At 51.8% G+C, this 17543-nt stretch carries 16 protein-coding genes; all 16 read right to left on the bottom strand.

Features of this window, described 5'->3' with window-relative positions:
• Positions 1–49: 49 nt before the first annotated feature.
• The 16 genes from G548_RS0103740 to G548_RS0103665 all read right to left on the bottom strand — a co-directional run bounded on the left by G548_RS0103740 (position 50) and on the right by G548_RS0103665 (position 17529).
• Positions 50–361 (bottom strand): L7Ae/L30e/S12e/Gadd45 family ribosomal protein, encoded by a 312-nt coding sequence (locus G548_RS0103740; protein ID WP_022792808.1) that lies wholly within the window; start codon positions 359–361, stop codon positions 50–52.
• Positions 351–626, bottom strand: coding sequence for an RNase P modulator RnpM (gene rnpM / locus G548_RS0103735; protein WP_022792807.1), 276 nt, complete (start codon positions 624–626; stop codon positions 351–353). The genes G548_RS0103740 and rnpM overlap by 11 nt, the downstream gene beginning before the upstream one ends.
• Positions 627–644: 18 nt before the next feature.
• Positions 645–1760 (bottom strand): transcription termination factor NusA, encoded by a 1116-nt coding sequence (gene nusA, locus G548_RS0103730; RefSeq protein WP_022792806.1) that lies wholly within the window; start codon positions 1758–1760, stop codon positions 645–647.
• A 40-nt stretch (positions 1761–1800) separates the two neighbouring features.
• Positions 1801–2271 carry a ribosome maturation factor RimP gene (rimP, locus tag G548_RS0103725; RefSeq protein ID WP_022792805.1) on the bottom strand — a complete coding sequence of 157 codons (471 nt, stop codon included), beginning with the start codon at positions 2269–2271 and terminating at the stop codon, positions 1801–1803.
• Between the two features lie 189 nt (positions 2272–2460).
• Complete coding sequence (locus G548_RS0103720; RefSeq protein WP_051143832.1) at positions 2461–6789, bottom strand: PolC-type DNA polymerase III; 4329 nt, start codon at positions 6787–6789, stop codon at positions 2461–2463.
• A gap of 74 nt (positions 6790–6863) precedes the next feature.
• Entirely contained in the window at positions 6864–8576 is a 1713-nt protein-coding gene (locus G548_RS0103715; RefSeq protein ID WP_022792803.1) for a proline--tRNA ligase, read from the bottom strand.
• 101 nt (positions 8577–8677) lie between these two features.
• The gene (gene rseP / locus G548_RS0103710) at positions 8678–9946 is read right to left on the bottom strand and encodes an RIP metalloprotease RseP (RefSeq protein WP_022792802.1); all 1269 of its coding nucleotides are present in this window, start codon (positions 9944–9946) and stop codon (positions 8678–8680) included.
• A gap of 60 nt (positions 9947–10006) precedes the next feature.
• Positions 10007–11152, bottom strand: coding sequence for a 1-deoxy-D-xylulose-5-phosphate reductoisomerase (locus tag G548_RS0103705; RefSeq protein ID WP_022792801.1), 1146 nt, complete (start codon positions 11150–11152; stop codon positions 10007–10009).
• A 40-nt stretch (positions 11153–11192) separates the two neighbouring features.
• Positions 11193–11993, bottom strand: coding sequence for a phosphatidate cytidylyltransferase (locus G548_RS0103700; protein WP_022792800.1), 801 nt, complete (start codon positions 11991–11993; stop codon positions 11193–11195).
• 21 nt (positions 11994–12014) lie between these two features.
• Complete coding sequence (locus G548_RS0103695) at positions 12015–12776, bottom strand: undecaprenyl pyrophosphate synthase (RefSeq protein WP_051143836.1); 762 nt, start codon at positions 12774–12776, stop codon at positions 12015–12017.
• 227 nt (positions 12777–13003) lie between these two features.
• Positions 13004–13558 (bottom strand): ribosome recycling factor, encoded by a 555-nt coding sequence (frr, locus tag G548_RS0103690; RefSeq protein ID WP_022792798.1) that lies wholly within the window; start codon positions 13556–13558, stop codon positions 13004–13006.
• Positions 13548–14276, bottom strand: coding sequence for a UMP kinase (gene pyrH / locus G548_RS0103685; RefSeq protein ID WP_413645502.1), 729 nt, complete (start codon positions 14274–14276; stop codon positions 13548–13550). The genes frr and pyrH overlap by 11 nt, the downstream gene beginning before the upstream one ends.
• 128 nt (positions 14277–14404) lie before the next feature.
• Complete coding sequence (tsf, locus tag G548_RS0103680) at positions 14405–15286, bottom strand: translation elongation factor Ts (RefSeq protein WP_022792796.1); 882 nt, start codon at positions 15284–15286, stop codon at positions 14405–14407.
• A gap of 132 nt (positions 15287–15418) precedes the next feature.
• Positions 15419–16210 (bottom strand): 30S ribosomal protein S2, encoded by a 792-nt coding sequence (gene rpsB, locus G548_RS17270; RefSeq protein WP_022792795.1) that lies wholly within the window; start codon positions 16208–16210, stop codon positions 15419–15421.
• A gap of 155 nt (positions 16211–16365) precedes the next feature.
• Positions 16366–16740 (bottom strand): DUF6115 domain-containing protein, encoded by a 375-nt coding sequence (locus G548_RS0103670; protein WP_022792794.1) that lies wholly within the window; start codon positions 16738–16740, stop codon positions 16366–16368.
• A 15-nt stretch (positions 16741–16755) separates the two neighbouring features.
• A complete protein-coding gene (locus G548_RS0103665; protein ID WP_022792793.1) occupies positions 16756–17529 on the bottom strand; it encodes a FliA/WhiG family RNA polymerase sigma factor in 774 nt (257 codons plus the stop codon).
• Positions 17530–17543 lie beyond the last annotated feature (14 nt).

The raw sequence follows: 17543 nt of genomic DNA, 5'->3' as shown, positions 1-17543 counted from the left end.
GATATCGTTTCTGGATATTGTTCGTTTTTCGTCCATCTACACGTCCTTCTTAATTTATTTCTTCATCTATCAGTTTTATCAGCTTGTTGGCAAAGCCGCGTTCAGTGACGGCTAAAATGGTTCTTGATTCTTTTCCAATCGCCGCGCCGAGACCGGCTTTCGTGCCGGCAACCCGAAAAGGACATGAATAAAAGCTTGTTTTATCCGTGAACTTTTTAATCGTATTGGCAGAAGCATCCCCGGCGACGATGACCAGCTGTGCTTGTTTTGTCTGCACGGTTTTAAGAACGGTGTCATCGCCGCTTTTCAGCTCTCCTGCCCGCGCGGCAAGGCCGAGAAAGGACAATGCTTTATCGTTCATGACTCGCGCCTCTGCGCTCTTCTATGAGACGGTCATAGTCTTCGCCTGAGACCTTCACCTTCAGATGACGGCTCAGCGAATCCTTTGCCTTCGCCTGTAAAAACACATCCTCACTGTCTGTCAAATAAGCGCCCCGGCCGTTCTTTTTGCCGGAGCGGTCGACAAAAACGGTGTTCTCCGGGTCCCGAACGACTCGCACCAACTCTTTCTTGGGCTTTTCTTCTCCAGTAATAATACATTTTCTCATGGGAATTTTTTTAACCATAGCCGTTCACCCTCATTTTTACAAATCTTCTGTGTCTAAATCAATGCTTGTGCTTGTCACCGGGATCTCTTCTGCATCCTCCGGCGAGAAGATACCGAGATCTTCGGCTTCTGTTTCACTTTTAATATCGATCTTCCAGCCAGTGAGCTTGGCGGCCAGGCGGGCGTTCTGTCCGCGCTTGCCGATAGCAAGGGAAAGCTGGTAGTCCGGCACCACGACAAGCGTGCTTTTTTCCTCTTCATTCACCTGAACATCGAGGGCTTTCGCCGGGCTCAACGAGTTGGCGACGTACTCCACCGGATTATCCGACCACTGCACGATGTCGATTTTTTCACCCTTCAGCTCTTTTACGATCGTCTGGACGCGCTGACCGTTCGGGCCGACGCAGGAGCCGACCGGGTCCACTTCCGGATCGTCAGCATACACCGAAATTTTCGAGCGGTCGCCCGCTTCCCGTGCCACTGAAATAATTTCCACCGTGCCGTCATAAATTTCCGGCACTTCAAGCTCAAACAGCCGCTTCAAAAGCCCCGGGTGCGTACGGGAAATAACAATCTGCGGTCCCTTGGTCGTTTTTTCCACTTTGGTGATGTACGCTTTCAGGCGGTCATTATGGTTGTACGTTTCATTTTGCATCTGTTCGCTCTGCGGCAGCAGCGCCTCTACTTTCCCGAGGTCCACGTAAATAAAGCGGTGGTCCTGACGCTGCACGATGCCGGTCATAATATCCTCTTCGCGGTCGATAAAATCGGAATAGATAATGCCGCGCTCGGCCTCGCGCACGCGCTGGGTCACGACCTGCTTGGCTGTCTGGGCAGCGATGCGCCCGAAGTTTTTCGGGGTCACTTCCATTTCTACAACGTCGTCAAGCTCGTACGACGGGCTGATGGCCTGGGCTTCCTCCTGAGAGATTTCAAGCCGCGGATCGAATACCTCTTCGACCACTTCCTTGCGGGCAAATACGTGAATCGATCCGGTATCACGGTTGACGTCCACCCGGACGTTCTGCGCCTGGTTGAAGTTTCGCTTATAGGCCGAAATCAACGCGGCCTCGATGGCTTCGAGCACTATTTCCTTATCGATTCCCTTGTCATTTTCCAGTACGTCCAATGCTTCCATAAAGTCTGCATTCATGGAATTCAGATCCTCCTTTTTCTCGATGCCCGCCGCACCGTTAAAAAATGATGGCGAGCCTTGCTTTAGCTACTTTGCTGTACGGTATATGCACCGTGCGTTCCCTCTGCTTCTGTTTGGTGGTAATCAAAAGCTCACCGTCTTTGAAGTCACTCAGCTTTCCTTCGAACGCTTTTTCTCCTTCAACGGGTTCATACGTGGTCACGTACACGTTTTTTCCGACTGAACGGCGTATATCCGCTTCGTTGTTAAGCGGACGCTCCGCGCCGGGCGAAGACACTTCCAGATAATAAGCCTCCTGGACAGGGTCCATTTCGTCGAGCTGTTCACTCAGCCGTTCGCTCACCCGTCCGCAGTCTTCCAGATGCACACCGGAGGGGCTGTCCACAAATACTCGCAGGTACCAATTTTTTCCTTCTTTTTTATATTCCGTATCCACAAGTTCCAGATCCAGTTCTTCAGCAATCGGCCGCGCCAGACGTGCTGCGATGTCTTTAATACTTTCTTTCATTACGTACCTCCCTGCTGCTTTGTCATCATCTTCATTTCTTCCAATGATAGTATATAGTTTATTTTATGCAGAAAGCTTCAACCATAAATGAAAGAGTGGGTAGATACCCACTCTTTCGCCGTCTCGATATACCTCTCACTGCCCATTATCATAGCACGATTTGTGCATTTTCGCAAGTCTGGCTGGTGGTTAGAACAGAGAAAGTTGGTTCGTATCCGGCAGGCCGTCGAGGCATCCGTGCAGGTCGAGGTGCTCGATCACTGTTTTGGTTGCCTTGCTGCGCTGCTGCAGGTCTTCCTTGGATAAAAACTCCCCGTTGGCGCGCGCTTTCACAATATTAACCGCTGCGTTCGTTCCTACGCCTTCCAGAGCGTTAAACGGCGGAATCAGCTGGTCGCCGTCGACGACAAATTCGCTCGCCTCCGAGCGGTACAGATCCACCTTTTGGAAACGGTAGCCCCGCTCGGTCATTTCAAGCGCAAGCTCAAGCACGGTCACCAGGCTTTTTTCCTTCGGAGAGGCGTCAAAGCCCTTCGCCTGAATTTCATCCAGCTTCGCGCGGATCGAGGTGCTTCCGTTGATCATGGTCGGCAGGTCAAAGTCGTCTGCGCGGACTGTAAAGTACGCTGCATAAAACAGGATCGGATGGTGCACTTTAAAGTAAGCAATCCGGACTGCCATCAGCACGTAGGCGGTGGCGTGTGCTTTCGGGAACATGTATTTAATTTTCAGGCACGACTGGATGTACCACTCCGGCACGCCGTGATTTTTCATTTCCTCAATCCATTCCGGGTCGAGGCCGCGTCCCTTGCGGACAAATTCCATGATTTTAAAGGCGAGCGAATGCTCGATGCCTTTGTAGATCAAATACACCATAATGTCGTCCCGGCAGCCGATCACGTCCTTCAGTTCACACGTGCCGTTCTGGATCAGCTCCTGGGCGTTTCCAACCCAGACGTCCGCGCCGTGGGAAAGCCCCGAAATCTGAACCAGCTCGGAAAAGGTCGACGGCTTCGTGTCTTCAAGCATCTGGCGCACAAACCGGGTGCCGAACTCCGGAATGCCGTACGTCCCCGTTTTACAGTTAATCTGCTCCGGTGTCACGCCGAGCACTTCCGGGCCGCCGAAGATTTTCATGACTTCCTCGTCATCGGTCGGAATCGTCTGCGGGTCGATGCCGCTTAAATCCTGCAGCATGCGTATAACTGTCGGATCATCGTGGCCGAGAATATCAAGCTTCAGCAGGTTGTCGTGGATGGAATGAAAGTCAAAGTGCGTCGTTTTCCATTCCGACGTTTTGTCATCTGCCGGAAACTGAATCGGGCAGAAATCGTGAATGTCGTATTCATCCGGCACGACGATAATGCCGCCCGGGTGCTGGCCGGTTGTCCGTTTAACGCCCGTGCATCCGCTGACGAGCCGGTCGATTTCCGCTCCGCGCAGGTGCAGCTCGTGGTCGCTCTGATAGCCCTTCACAAATCCATACGCCGTTTTGTCCGCCACGGTGCCGATCGTTCCTGCCCGGTACACTTTTTCCTCGCCGAACAGTTCTTTCGTGTAATTGTGGGCCCGCGGCTGGTAGTCGCCGGAGAAGTTCAGGTCAATATCGGGTACTTTATCGCCTTTAAATCCGAGAAACGTTTCAAACGGGATATCGTGGCCGTCTTTAATCATGTCCACACCGCAGCTGTCGCACAGCTTGTCCGGGAGGTCAAAGCCGGAGCCGACCGAGCCGTCATCAAAAAACGTCGACTGCTTGCATTCCGGACAAACGTAATGCGGCGGCAGCGGATTCACCTCGGTAATTTCTGTCATCGTGGCAACAAATGACGAGCCGACCGAGCCCCGGGAGCCGACAAGATAGCCGTCCTCGAGGGATTTTTTCACGAGCTTCTGCGAAATCAGATAGATAACGTCAAAGCCGTTGCCGATAATGCTGTCGAGCTCTTTATCGAGCCTGGTTTTCACGAGCTCCGGTATGGGCGAGCCGTAAATGCTCTCCGCCCGGCGGTAGCACATTTCCCGTATTTCTTTATCCGAGCCTTCGATGTTTGGCGTATACAGGTCGCTTGGCACCGGATGAATCGTTTCCACCTGATCTGCGATCGCCTGGGTGTTTTCCACCACAATCTTTTCTGCGGTGCGGTCGTCCAGAAAATCGAAGCAGGAGAGCATTTCCCCGGTGGTTCGAAAGTGCACCTGCGGAAGCGTCTGGTTGTTCAGCGGATTCGCCCCGCCCTGCGACGCAATCAGAATCTGCCGGTAGCTGTAGTCGTGCTCATCCATGTAGTGGGCATTACCGGTAGCAACGACCGGCAGGTTCAGTTCGTCCCCGGTACGGATGATTTTCTGAATCACATCCTTAACGTCATCGTAGCTTTTCAGAAGCTCTTTTTCCACAAGGTGCGCGTAGTTTTCCGGCGGCTGCACCTCGAGGTAGTCGTAAAATTCAGCGGCTTTTTTCGCTTCGTCCTCCGACTTCTGCATCATCGTTTCAAATACTTCGCCCTTGTCACACGCCGAGCCGACGAGTATGCCTTCGCGGTACTTCTGCAGCTTCGAACGCGGAATTCTCGGTGTCCGGAAAAAATATTCCAGATGAGAAAGCGTGACGAGGTGATAAAGGTTTTTCAGCCCTTCCTGCGTCTGGGCGATCAGCGTGCAGTGTGACGGACGCAGGCGGTGAAAGCCGGACTGGCCCATGTTGTCATTGAGCTGTTTATGGTTCGTAATGTCCTGGGCGAGCGCATCCTTCATCATTTTCCACAGCAGGTATCCGGTCGCTTCCGCATCGTAAATTGCCCGGTGATGGCTCACGAGTTCAATATCAAACGTTTTACAGAGCGTATTCAGCCGGTGGTTTTTTAAATTCGGATACAAAAAGCGGCCGAATTCGAGCGTATCAATTACCGGCATGTCTGCCGTTTTACCGATTTTTTTATAGCCCTCCCGGAGAAAGCCCATGTCAAAGCTTGCGTTATGGGCGACAAGCACCGAGTCTTTGGAAAAGGCGTAGAAGTCTTCAAGCACCGGCTCAATTTCCGGCGCATCGACGAGCATGTCATCCGTGATGCCGGTCAGGTTAATAATGGTGTCGGTCAGTTTTTCATGCGGGTTTGAAAAGCGTTCAAACCGGTCAATTATCTCGCCGTCTTTTACCTTCACCGCTGCGAGCTCGATGATGGAGTCGTACACGACCGACAGGCCGGTTGTCTCCACGTCAAAAACGACATAGGTTCCTGTTTCAAGATCCACGTCCGCCTCGTTGTATGCGATCGGAACGCCGTCATCCACAAGGTTCGCCTCCATGCCGTACAGCACTTTAATGTCGTGCTTTTTGCCGGCATTGTAGGCTTCCGGAAACGACTGGACAACACCGTGGTCTGTGATAGTGACCGCCGGATGGCCCCATTCGGCTGCACGGGCCACGTATTCCCCGGCAGAAACGGTTGCATCCATCTGACTCATATTCGTGTGCGCGTGCAGCTCGACGCGCTTTTCTTCGGCGTCATCGGTTTTGGACGCTCCCTGCACCTGGATCACGTCGTTGGCGATCATAACCAGGTCCCGGACGAACGTATCGTCCTGCACACCGCCCCGGGCTTTTACCCAGATGCCTTTTTGCACGGCTTCAAGCAGCGGCACCTGTTCTTTATCCTTGGAGAACATTTTGATCATTATCGAATCGGTATAGTCGGTAATTTTAAACGTTAACAGCGTCCGGCCGCTGCGGAGCTCTTTCGTTTCCGCTTCGAAAATGTAGCCCTCCACTGTAATGCGGCGCTCTTCCTCACGGATATCCTTCAGCGGCACTGCTTCGTCCTTGATCGGGTAGCCGATCTGAATCGACTGGGACGCACGCTTGGAATCGGCTTCGGATTCCTTTTTCTTTCGCTCCATCATCGCTTCAATCACTTTGGAGTGCTCTTCCTGCTTTTTCTTTTCTTCGAACTGTTCCTTTTCTTCGTCGCTCGTTTTGGCTTCCATCGTAAACGTGGCAGCCGGCAGCCCGAACAGCGGCAGCACATCGTTCATTGCCTGCTGCAGCTTTGGCCCGAGCGAATTCATTTCAATATCGCTTTTACACGGGAAAATCAGCTCGCCCTCCCGTAAAAAAGGCGATCCCCCGTTCAGCCTCATACGCAGGTGGGGATCATAGCTTTCAAGCTTCTGCATAATCAGCGGCCAGTAGTCCGGGATGGCGTCCACCGGCACGGTCGTGCCTTCTTCGTAATGAAGCGTAAAATCAATGTCAGCAATGCTTTCAAACGCGGACTGCAGCTTTTCCTTCAGCAGCGCGTAGACTGTAAACGGCAGCGGCGCTGCAAGCGTCAGGTGAAAATGCCACTGCTTCTGTTCTTTATGAATAACAAGCTTTTCGAGGCGGCCTTCGGTAAAATAACGGTTGGTTTCTTCTTCCGGCATGCCAATCTGTTCAAGTAGCAACTCAAAACGTTCCTGCTGGATGTGACGGTCGGTCTGCACGTTTCTCGCCTCACTTCTTCGTTCTTTTATCATTCATTTTATCAAAAAAATTCTTTTTCGGCAGGCTCAGGGAAGAGGGAAACCCCTCCTGGAGACACCAGAAAGGGTTAATGGATTTCAGCCCACAGCTTCTCTAAATACTGCGGAAGCTCACTGACAGCGACCTCCACGTTTTCTTCAGCTGTGCGGGCTTTTACTTCCACGATCTGCTCCCCTGCTTTTTTCCCGCAGGAGATACGCACAGGCAGGCCATAGAGATCCGCGTCCTTAAACTTCACGCCCGGCCGCTCCTTCCGGTCATCGAGCAGCACGGACCATCCGCTTTTCTGCAGGCTCTCATACAGCTCGCCCCCAAGCTGCTGCTGCTCGTCCTGCTTCGGATTGAGCACGAGCAGATGCAGATCAAACGGGGTGGCTGCTTTCGGCCAGCAGATGCCGCTCTCATCATGGTTCTGCTCAATGACGGCCGCAATCGTCCGGCTCACGCCGACGCCGTAGCTGCCCATAATGATCGGGCGAGCTTTGCCGTTTTCATCCAAAAACGTTGCCCCGAGCGCTTCGCTGTATTTCGTGCCAAGCTTAAACACGTGCCCGACCTCAATACCCTTGGCGAAACGGACCGTGCCCTTGCCGTCCGGGGACGGTTCGCCCTCCTGGATGAAACGCAGATCTGCGTACTGCCTCACCGGGAAGTCCCTTTCCGGCACCGCGTGCTGGTAGTGCCGGCCGTTTTCGTTGGCTCCGCATACGGCTCCCGCCATACCGCGGACCGCGTAATCGGCAAGCACCTCCACGTCTTCAGGCAGACCGAAAGGACCGATAAAGCCGGGCTCTGCTCCAAACACCTCTTCAATCCGCTCGGCGGACGCGGGCTCAAGCACTTCAGCGCCGACGGCGTTTGCTACCTTCACTTCGTTGACATCATGATCGCCGCGCATAAGTACAGCCACCAGGCGGCCGTCTGCGTCAAATGCGACGGTCTTCAGGCACTCTTCACGCTTGATCCCGAGCTTGGCAGCAACTTCTTCAATCGTGCGCTCCTCCGGCGTATCGACCATGGCCATTTCTTCTGCGACCGGCTCCGGTTTTGACACGTTATCCGGTATAGCAGCTATTTCGATGTTGGCTGCAAAATCGCTTTCGTCGGAATACACGATTGTATCCTCCCCGACGTCGGAAAGCACGGTGAATTCATGGGTTTCACCCTGTCCGCCCATTGCTCCGGCATCGGCCTGCACTGCCCGGTAGTCCAGTCCCAGACGGCTGAAAATCCGCTCATAGGCGCGGTACATCGCCCAGTAGCTTTCGTTCTGCGCCTCGTAGGACGTATCAAACGAATACGCGTCCTTCATAATGAATTCGCGCGCGCGAAGCACCCCAAAGCGCGGCCGCGCTTCGTCGCGGTACTTGGTCTGAATCTGGTACAAAATCGCAGGCATGCGTTTGTATGTATTCATTTCATCCTTTACGAGAGCGGCAATATTTTCCTCATGCGTCGGACCGAGGACAAAATCCCGCTGATGGCGGTCTTTAAAGCGCATCAGCGCCGGTCCGTAATTGTCATAGCGGCCCGATGCCTGCCATACCTCTGCCGGCTGCATGGCTGGGAGCAGTACTTCCTGGCCGTTTGCCGCATCCATTTCCTCGCGGACGATGCTTTCGATTTTACGGAGCACCTTATGGCCGAGCGGAAGGTAGGAATAGACCCCGGCTGCACTCTGGCGGATCAGACCGGCCCGGAGCATCAGCTGGTGGCTCGCAATATCCGCTCCCTGCGGCACATCCCGGAGTGTGGGACTGAATAAAAATTGTTGTCGCATACTATATCAACCTCTTTCTCTTATACATCTGCGTCTGTAAGCTCTTTGGTTATTTTAACATAAGAACGGTGACGGGGCTTTGGCTCCGTCACCGTTTTTTATTACGTGAATAAGCGGTTAATATCGTTCCACGTCACTGCAATCATAAGCAGCAGCAGCAGCGCAAAACCGAGAAGGTGAATCATGCCTTCCTTCTGCGGTTCGATCGGCTTGCCGCGGACCGCTTCGGCAATGATAAACAAAAGCCGTCCTCCATCAAGCGCCGGGAGCGGAAGGAGATTGACGATCCCGAGATTGACGCTGATCATGGCAGACCATGCAATCAGGGTGAGCAGTCCGGTTGCAATCACCTGGTCCGTAGCGTCATAGATCCCTACCGGACCTGCAAGGTCATCGAGGGAAAATTCCCCGGTCACAATTGTTCCGAGTGTCTGGAAAATCAGGGTAGAGACTTCATACAGCTGGGTGCCGCCGTACTGCAGTGCTTCCGTGAAGGAACGCTCCGTTTCGGCATAAACGCCGATCTGGCCGATTTCCTCGCTCGATCCCTCCTGTACCGGAACGCCGTCGATGGTAACCGTATCTTCGATTGTTTCCCCGCCGCGTTCAGCGGTGACCGGAACTTCTTCTCCCGGACGATCCTGGACAACGCCAGTCATTTCATTCCATGAATTTACGGACTCGCCGTCCACAGAGGTGATCACGTCGCCTTCTTCAAAAGCGGATTCGCTCAGCGGTGACCCGCCGGCAATCCCTCCGATGGCCGGGGTATCCTGCGGAAGTCCATTAGCCAGAGCGTAAATAACAAACAGCACGAACGCGAGCACAAAGTTCATGAACGGACCGGCAAAAATCGCCACAGCTTTTTTCCACGGCCGTTTGGAGCCAAACTGCCGGTCCCACGGCGCAATCTGTTCACGCTTTTCATCGACAATCAGGTCGCACGTCCGGTCAATGTCGTACCGCTTCAGCCCCGACTCTTCCTCGTCCTCCACCGCTTCAATATAAAGCTCGCGCTCCATATCAATGGATTCCACGGATACAACCTTTGCTTCCGGGTGCTTGGATTTATTGTTTACGATAATTTCTTTTACTTTTCCTGCATCATTAAACGTCAGCCCGATTTCATAGCCTGGTTTAATATTGACCGGATCCGGATCGTCCCCGGCCATTCGCACGTATCCGCCAAGCGGCAGCAGCCGGATGGTATAAACCGTTTCATTGCGCTTCGTCGAAAATATCTTCGGTCCGAAGCCAATCGCAAACTCCCGGCATAAAATGCCGACTTTTTTGGCAAAATACAAATGGCCCCACTCGTGTATGGCCACCAATAAGCCGAACATGACAATTACCGCTATCAGCGTATCCAAAGCTTATTCACCTTCTTCTTTTGCTCTTTCTTCCCATTATAGAGTGTTTGTGAAAGAACGTCACGTTAAAAGCGTCTGCACGTGTTCTCTTGTTTCCCGGTCCACGCGTAAAATCGTGTCGAGGTCCGGATGTTCAATCCACTCGTGGCGCACAAGCGCCTCTTCCACAGCGGTTTCAATTTCAAGGAAGGCACACTGGCTGTTTAAAAACATCGCCACCGCCTGTTCATTGGCAGCGTTCAGCACCGTGCCCATGGAACCACCGGCCCTGCCGGCATCGTAGGCCAGCCGGAGACTGCGGTAGCGTTCAAAATCAGGCGGCTGAAAATGCAGCGTGCCTATTTCCCACAGGTTCAGCGATTCCTTGGCCGGATAGTCAAGCCGCTCCGGATAGGTCATCGCGTACTGGATCGGCACGCGCATGTCCGGCAGTCCGAGCTGGGCTATCACGCTTGTATCCTGGTATTCCACGAGCGAATGAATGATGCTTTCCTTATGCAGCAGCACGTCAATACGGTCGTAGGGAATGCTAAACAGCCAGTGGGCTTCGATCACTTCAAAGCCTTTGTTCATCATCGTCGCCGAGTCGATCGTGATTTTGGCTCCCATGCTCCAGTTCGGGTGGTTCAGGGCATCCTCCACCGTGACCCCGTCGAGGTCGCTTCGCGAATAGTCACGGAAGCTGCCTCCCGAGGCTGTCAAAATCAGGCGGCTCACTTCCTTTAATTCATTTCCTTCGAGGCACTGGGCGATCGCCGAATGCTCGCTGTCCACCGGCAGCAGGCGTACGCCGTGCTCCTTTGCTTTCTCCATCACAAGGTGGCCGGCGGTGACGAGCGTTTCTTTATTCGCAATTCCGATATCCACCTGGTTTTCGATCGCCCGGAGCGTCGGTTCAAGCCCCATGCTGCCGCTGACCGCGTTCATCAAAAAGTCACAGGGGCTGCCCGCAATTTCCATCAGGCCGTCGTGGCCCCAGACGATACGCATCCGCCCGCCGTATTCGGCCTGAAGCGTTTGGGCATCTTCCTTTGTATGGACAGCCGCAATTTCAGGTGAAAATTCTTCAATCTGCTTTCGCACCAGGTCAACGTTTCTCCCGGCAGCAATCGCCGTTATCCGGAACCGTTCCGGATGCAGACGAACAACGTCTAGCGTCTGTGTACCGATGGACCCGGTGGACCCAAGCAATGCTATTCGTTTCATGGCTTAAACTCCTTTAGGTTGGCAACCTGCGTGTGAGGTTTTAACCAAAAAAATAGAAAAAATGAAGCAGGGGCATAACGAAAATCAGGCTGTCGAACCGGTCCAGAATGCCGCCGTGACCAGGAAGGATATTCCCCGAATCCTTAACCGCGTAGTGCCGTTTCAGCGCTGACTCCACCAGATCCCCGAGCTGGCCGAAGATGGATGTCACCACGATAAAAGCACTCATTATCAGGTAGGAATCAAACACCGGGTATACCGCCTCGAAGAGGAAGCCGACAATAAACGCCGCGACAAGCCCCCCGACAAATCCTTCGATGGTTTTTTTCGGGCTGATCTCCGGCCAGGGCCGGTGGCGCCCGAAATTTTTCCCGATAAAATAGGCTCCGGAATCAGTTGCCCAGATCAAGAATAAAATCAAAATGACAACGGCAAGACCGATATCCGGCAGCTGGCGGATCATAATCAAGCTGTGAAACCCGTACCCTATGTACACAGAGGATAAAATGACAAACCCTGCTTCATCAAAGGTGAATGAATTTTTCGTAACTACTGTTAATGCAAGCAGGCCCAGAATCATCGTTAAAAAAATCTCTGTTTTCGTTATATGCTGCAAAAACGGAAAGTCCAGCCATTCTGTGGGCACAAGCAGTATCCACATAAAGCCCATGCTGATTAAACCCCGGAAGGACAGCAGCGGGATCCGTTTCATGCGCATTATTTCAAACATGGCGACAGAAGCAAGCAAAGCGATCAAAAGAGTAAACCATTCGCGGCCCACAAATACAATCGCCAAGACGAGTACTGCTCCGATAAGACCGGTAATCGCCCGCAATCCCATACAAGACCTCCCCTTCAGTCGTTAAACGCCCCCGTACCTGCGTTTTCTCTGCTGATATTCTATGACAGCCTCTGCCAGGCCGTCTTCGTTAAAATCCGGCCAGAGCGTTTCGGTAAACCAAAATTCCGCATAAGCTAACTGCCACAGCATAAAATTACTCAGTCGGATTTCGCCGCTCGTGCGAATAAGCAGGTCAGGGTCCGGGATCTGGTTTGTGTACAGCCGGTTGGTGATTAGTTCTTCATCGATAGCCTCTGCCTTCATCCGCCCCTCTTCCACGTCCCGGGCGAGCTCCTGCACGACGTGGACCAGCTCATGCCGGCCGCCGTAGTTAAGGGCAAAGTTTAAAACAATACCGGTGTTTTCAGCTGTGGCATCCACAGCTTCCTGCACGGCCTGCAACGTATGGTCCGGAAGCTTATCCGCATCCCCCATCATCCGCACCTGGACGTTGTTTTTCATTAGCTTGGGCAGCTCCTTGGCCAGAAACCGCTCCGGCAGCTGCATAAGAAAATTCACTTCTGATTTCGGCCGCTTCCAGTTTTCGGTGGAGAAAGCGTAGAGTGTTAAATACTTTATACCGAGCTCGTGCGCTTTTTCCACTACCTTCGTGATCGCCTTCATACCTTCGCGGTGGCCGGCTACACGGGGCAGGCCTCTTTTTTTTGCCCAGCGGCCGTTGCCATCCATAATAATAGCCACATGGGCAGGCGTATTCACCTTCACTGCCGTGGCGTTTGCCTCCGCCCATGGATTTATTTGATTAAATAGTCGATCGTTCATAACGAGGGCACCAGCCTTTTCCCCTTTGTCTAATTTATATGGCGCGTGTGAAATCAATTCCATATAAAAACCGTTCCTGCCTCAGCATTGTTGAAGAACGGAAAGCAGTATATCTGTTTATGTTTTCTTCCCGGCGAAGTAAAAGACTCCTGCCGGTTTTGTTCTTACAAAAAAACCCTCTTGAGTGCAGAGGGTTCCAGTCTGTTCCTATTGTAACTCGATTCGCATCAAACTTCCATAACTTCTTTTTCTTTTTGTTCCGCTGCCTGATCCACCTGGCCGATGTATTTGTCGGTTGCTTTTTGCACCTGCTCCTGCTCACGCTTCAAATCGTCTTCGGTGATTTCATTATTTTTTTCATCTTTTTTCAGCGTGTCGTTGGCGTCGCGGCGGATATTGCGGATGGCGACCCGTGCTTCTTCGGCGTACTTGTTAATCAGCTTGGTCATTTCCTTGCGGCGGTCTTCCGTCATCGCCGGAATCGGAATGCGGATCACTTCCCCGTCATTACTCGGATTCAGGCCGAGCTCCGCCTTCTGGATCCCTTTTTCCACGTCTTTAATAGAGCTTTTGTCAAACGGCGTCACAACAAGCAGGCGCCCTTCCGGCACTGTGATTGTCGCAAGCTGCTGAAGAGGCACCTCGGCCCCGTAGTAGTCCACTACCACTCGGTCGAGCATGGAAGCGTTCGCTCTTCCTGTCCGCAGGGTTGCTAGCTCCCGGCTTAAAGACTCCACAGATTTTTTCATCTTCTCTTCTGTTGCTTTCATATCATGAGCCATCGTTGTTCCTCCTTATGATTGTTCCAATGTCTTCTCCCATTACTGCTTTCTTGATGTTTCCCTCTTCCATAATCGAAAATACGAGAAGCGGGATGTTGTTATCCATACAAAGCGTCGACGCCGTCGAATCCATCACCTTCAGATCATGATTTAAAATGTCCAGGTAAGTGAGCGACTGGTACTTTTTAGCGTCCGCATTTGCGGATGGGTCTGAGTCATATACCCCGTCTACTTTGTTTTTAGCCATTAAAATAATGTCCGCTTCGATTTCTGCTGCCCGCAGCGCCGCAGTGGTATCAGTCGAAAAGTACGGATTCCCCGTTCCGGCAGCAAAAATGACTACCCGCTTTTTCTCTAAATGACGGATGGCCTTCCGGCGGATGTACGGCTCGGCTACCTGTCTCATTTCTATGGACGTCTGCACTCTTGTAGGAATCTCGATGTCCTCGAGACTGTCCTGGAGCGCAAGCGAATTCATGACTGTGGCGAGCATGCCCATATAGTCAGCGGTGGCCCGGTCCATCCCCTTCGAGCTTCCGGCCATGCCTCTCCATATGTTTCCTCCGCCGACAACGATCACTACCTCTGTTCCCAATTCTACTATCTCACCGATTTGAGAAGCAATAGACTGAATGACTTCCGGATCAATACCGTAGCCCTGCTGTCCTGCTAATGCCTCTCCGCTCAACTTCAACACAACGCGATTGTATTTCTCCATCGTCATGAACCCCGCCTTTGTATTATGTATCGCAGAAGCGCTGCGGCTTCTGCCCTGTTTTGCTTTCAGAAAAAAGGAGAGCCTACGGACCCTAGAGGATTCGATATGGACTCTCCCATACTGCCGATTTATTTCTTAACCTGGTTCATTACTTCGTCTGCAAAGTTTTCTTCACGCTTTTCCATGCCTTCGCCTACTTCATAGCGGGCAAATGTGCGTACGGTAGCGCCTTTGCTTTTCAGGTAGTCGCCTACTTTTTGGTCCGTATCCTTTACAAATTCCTGGTCGAGCAGGCAGATTTGTTCAAAGTACTTGCCAATACGGCCTTCTACCATTTTTTCAACGATGTTTTCCGGCTTGCCTTCGTTGAGCGCCTGCTGCTTCAGCAGTTCACGCTCGCTGTCCGCTTCTTCCTTCGGAACATCTTCACGGGAAATGTATTTCGGGCTGATTGCCGCTACGTGCATCGCAACGTCTTTGGCAAGATCACTGTCTTCTGTGTTTTCAAGAACCGTCAGCACGCCGATGCGTCCGCCCATGTGAAGATAAGCGCCGAATGCATCACCGTCGTTTTTCTCTGCAAGCAGAAAACGGCGCAGGGAAATTTTCTCCCCGATACGTGCGATCTGGTCGTTAATGTAACGCTCAAGCGTTACTCCGCTTTCGATTTCACCAGCAAGCGCTGCATCAACGTCCGCCGGCTGTTCTTTCAACAGGTACGTAGAAACGTCTGCAACGAGCTGCTTGAACGATTCGTTTTTCGCGACAAAGTCTGTTTCAGCGTTTACTTCCACGATCACTGCCTGGTTTCCTTCGTACGTTGCGTACGTAAGGCCTTCTGCTGCTACACGGTCAGATTTTTTCGCTGCTTTGGAAATACCTTTTTCACGCAGGTAGTTGATCGCTTCTTCCATGTTGCCATCTGTTTCGTTGAGTGCTTTCTTGCAGTCCATCATACCTGCACCTGTTTTTTCACGCAGTTCTTTTACCATGCTTGCTGTTACAGCCATTTAAATTCCTCCTTCGAATTTTCCATGCATAAACGCTTGAGCGCTCTTTTTCAAGAAAAAGGGTGATAAAGGGTTTTTCCCTTTTACCACCCTTCGCGTCAGGCCTGGGCCCGTTATATTTATGCAGAGAGCTTACTGGTTTGAAACGCTCTCTTCTTCTGTGTTTCCTTCTTCTTCTTTTGCTGCAGCTGCTTCCTGTTCTTTTTCCTGGGCAGCTGCCTGCTCACGGGCCTTTTCTTCTGCGCCCTGGGTCGCTTCGATAACAGCATCGGCCATTTTTCCTGTAAGGAGACGAACGGCACGGATAGCGTCGTCGTTACCCGGAATGAGCTTGTCGATCTCGTCCGGATCACAGTTAGTGTCCACGATCGAGATGATCGGAATGTTCAATTTGTGTGCTTCTGCCACCGCGATGCGCTCTTTGCGCGGATCGATAATAAACAGGGCATCCGGAAGCTTGTTCATATCTTTAATGCCGCCAAGTACTTTTTCGAGACGGTCTTTTTCTTTGTTTAACAGCATAACTTCTTTTTTCGGAAGAATGTCAAAGGTACCGTCTTCTTCCATTTTTTCAAGGTCTTTCAAGCGGGCAATCCGTTTGCGGATCGTTGCGAAGTTCGTCAGTGTACCGCCTAACCAACGCTGGTTAATGTAGTACATGTTTGAACGGATCGCTTCATCGCGAACAGAGTCCTGCGCCTGTTTTTTCGTTCCGACGAAAAGGATTTTACCTCCGTCTTCTGCAATGCTGCGTACGTATTTGTACGCTTCTTCTACTTTACGTACCGTTTTTTGAAGGTCAATGATATAAATACCATTACGCTCCGTGAAAATATAACGGCTCATTTTAGGGTTCCAGCGACGAGTCTGGTGACCGAAGTGCACCCCTGCTTCAAGCAACTGTTTCATAGAAATAACAGCCATAAAATAATTCCTCCTTAGGTTTTTTCCACCGCAAGCGTCATGTCTGTACAAAACTTTCCATGTGGAAAGCACCTCTGTACAAATCAGCTGTTGCGTGTGTTTTTAACACCAACACGTAATATACCACACGAGTATTCAGGACGCAATGCTAAAGCTTACTTTTCCTGCATCTGCAAAAACAGATGCACCTCCCGCTGGCCGATCGACAGTGTCTTTGCGATATCCTTTTCCTTCCATCCGTCTTTGTATAACATCATAACACGGTTCATCATCGATTCCTTCGGCGCCGCCTCGTCCATCTCCGGTTCCGGCTCCTCCATTTCCATTTCTTCGGCCGGAGTCTCCCGGCCCTCCCACTCGCTTCGGAGACGTTCATTGTCGCGTTTCATTTCTTCGGTATAGTAGATTAAAAGCTGCTCGATTTCCTTCTTGTCATTTTTCACCGCCTGGAGCTCGCGCAATGTGTATTGATGCTTTATCCATAAAGCACCGGCAGCCATCAGGGCAAGCAGACTGAATATCAGAGACATGGGCCCTCTCCTTTCCTACGTTCTTTCTTCCGCCTGTTTTAAATACTGGCGCAGGCGAAAGAGGGCTTTGGAATGAATTTGTGAAATTCTCGACGTGGACAGCGACAATATATGGCCGATTTCGGTCAATGTCATTTCCTCCAGGTAAAAAAGAGAAACGACCTTCTGTTCTTTTTCCGGCAGATTCGCTATTGCTTCCCCGAGTTCCTGCAGGGAGGCCTGATCGGTGAGGTTTTCCTCCGGAGAGGGGGCGTTATGATCCACAATAGCCCCGCGGTACGTTTCATCACGCTCGCCGTCCGGCGTCGCCTCATCCATGGAAAGCATATGCACGAAATAGTTTTCGGCGATCACTTTTGATACTTCTGAGGATTTCATGTCCAGCTCTTCGCCGATCTCCCGGTCCGAAACAAAGCGTCCCTTTTTTTGTTCGAGCCATTCCGCTGTTTCTTCAATTTTCTTTGTTTTCTCGCGGAGAGAGCGCGGCATCCAGTCTTCCTGCCGGAGACCGTCAATAATAGCTCCGCGGATCCGAAAGGAGGCGTATGTATCAAATTTCAAATCCCGGGACAGGTCGAATTTTTTCATCGCATCGTACAGGCCTATCAGCCCGTGGCTCACAAGATCCTCCCGGTTCACATTTTTAGGAAGCGTTGCTGCAATGCGCTGAACGTGATAATGAACAAGGGGCATATAAATGTCGACTAGTTGGTCGGCCGCCGTATCGTCATAATTGTCCAGCCATTTCTCCCAAATCTCCTGATGAGCATGCGCTGTCGATCTACTCATGTAATATTCCCCCT

The sequence above is a fragment of the Marinococcus halotolerans DSM 16375 genome, from assembly GCF_000420725.1.
GTDB lineage: Bacteria > Bacillota > Bacilli > Bacillales > Marinococcaceae > Marinococcus > Marinococcus halotolerans.
This window is presented reverse-complemented; position numbering and strand designations above follow the sequence as displayed.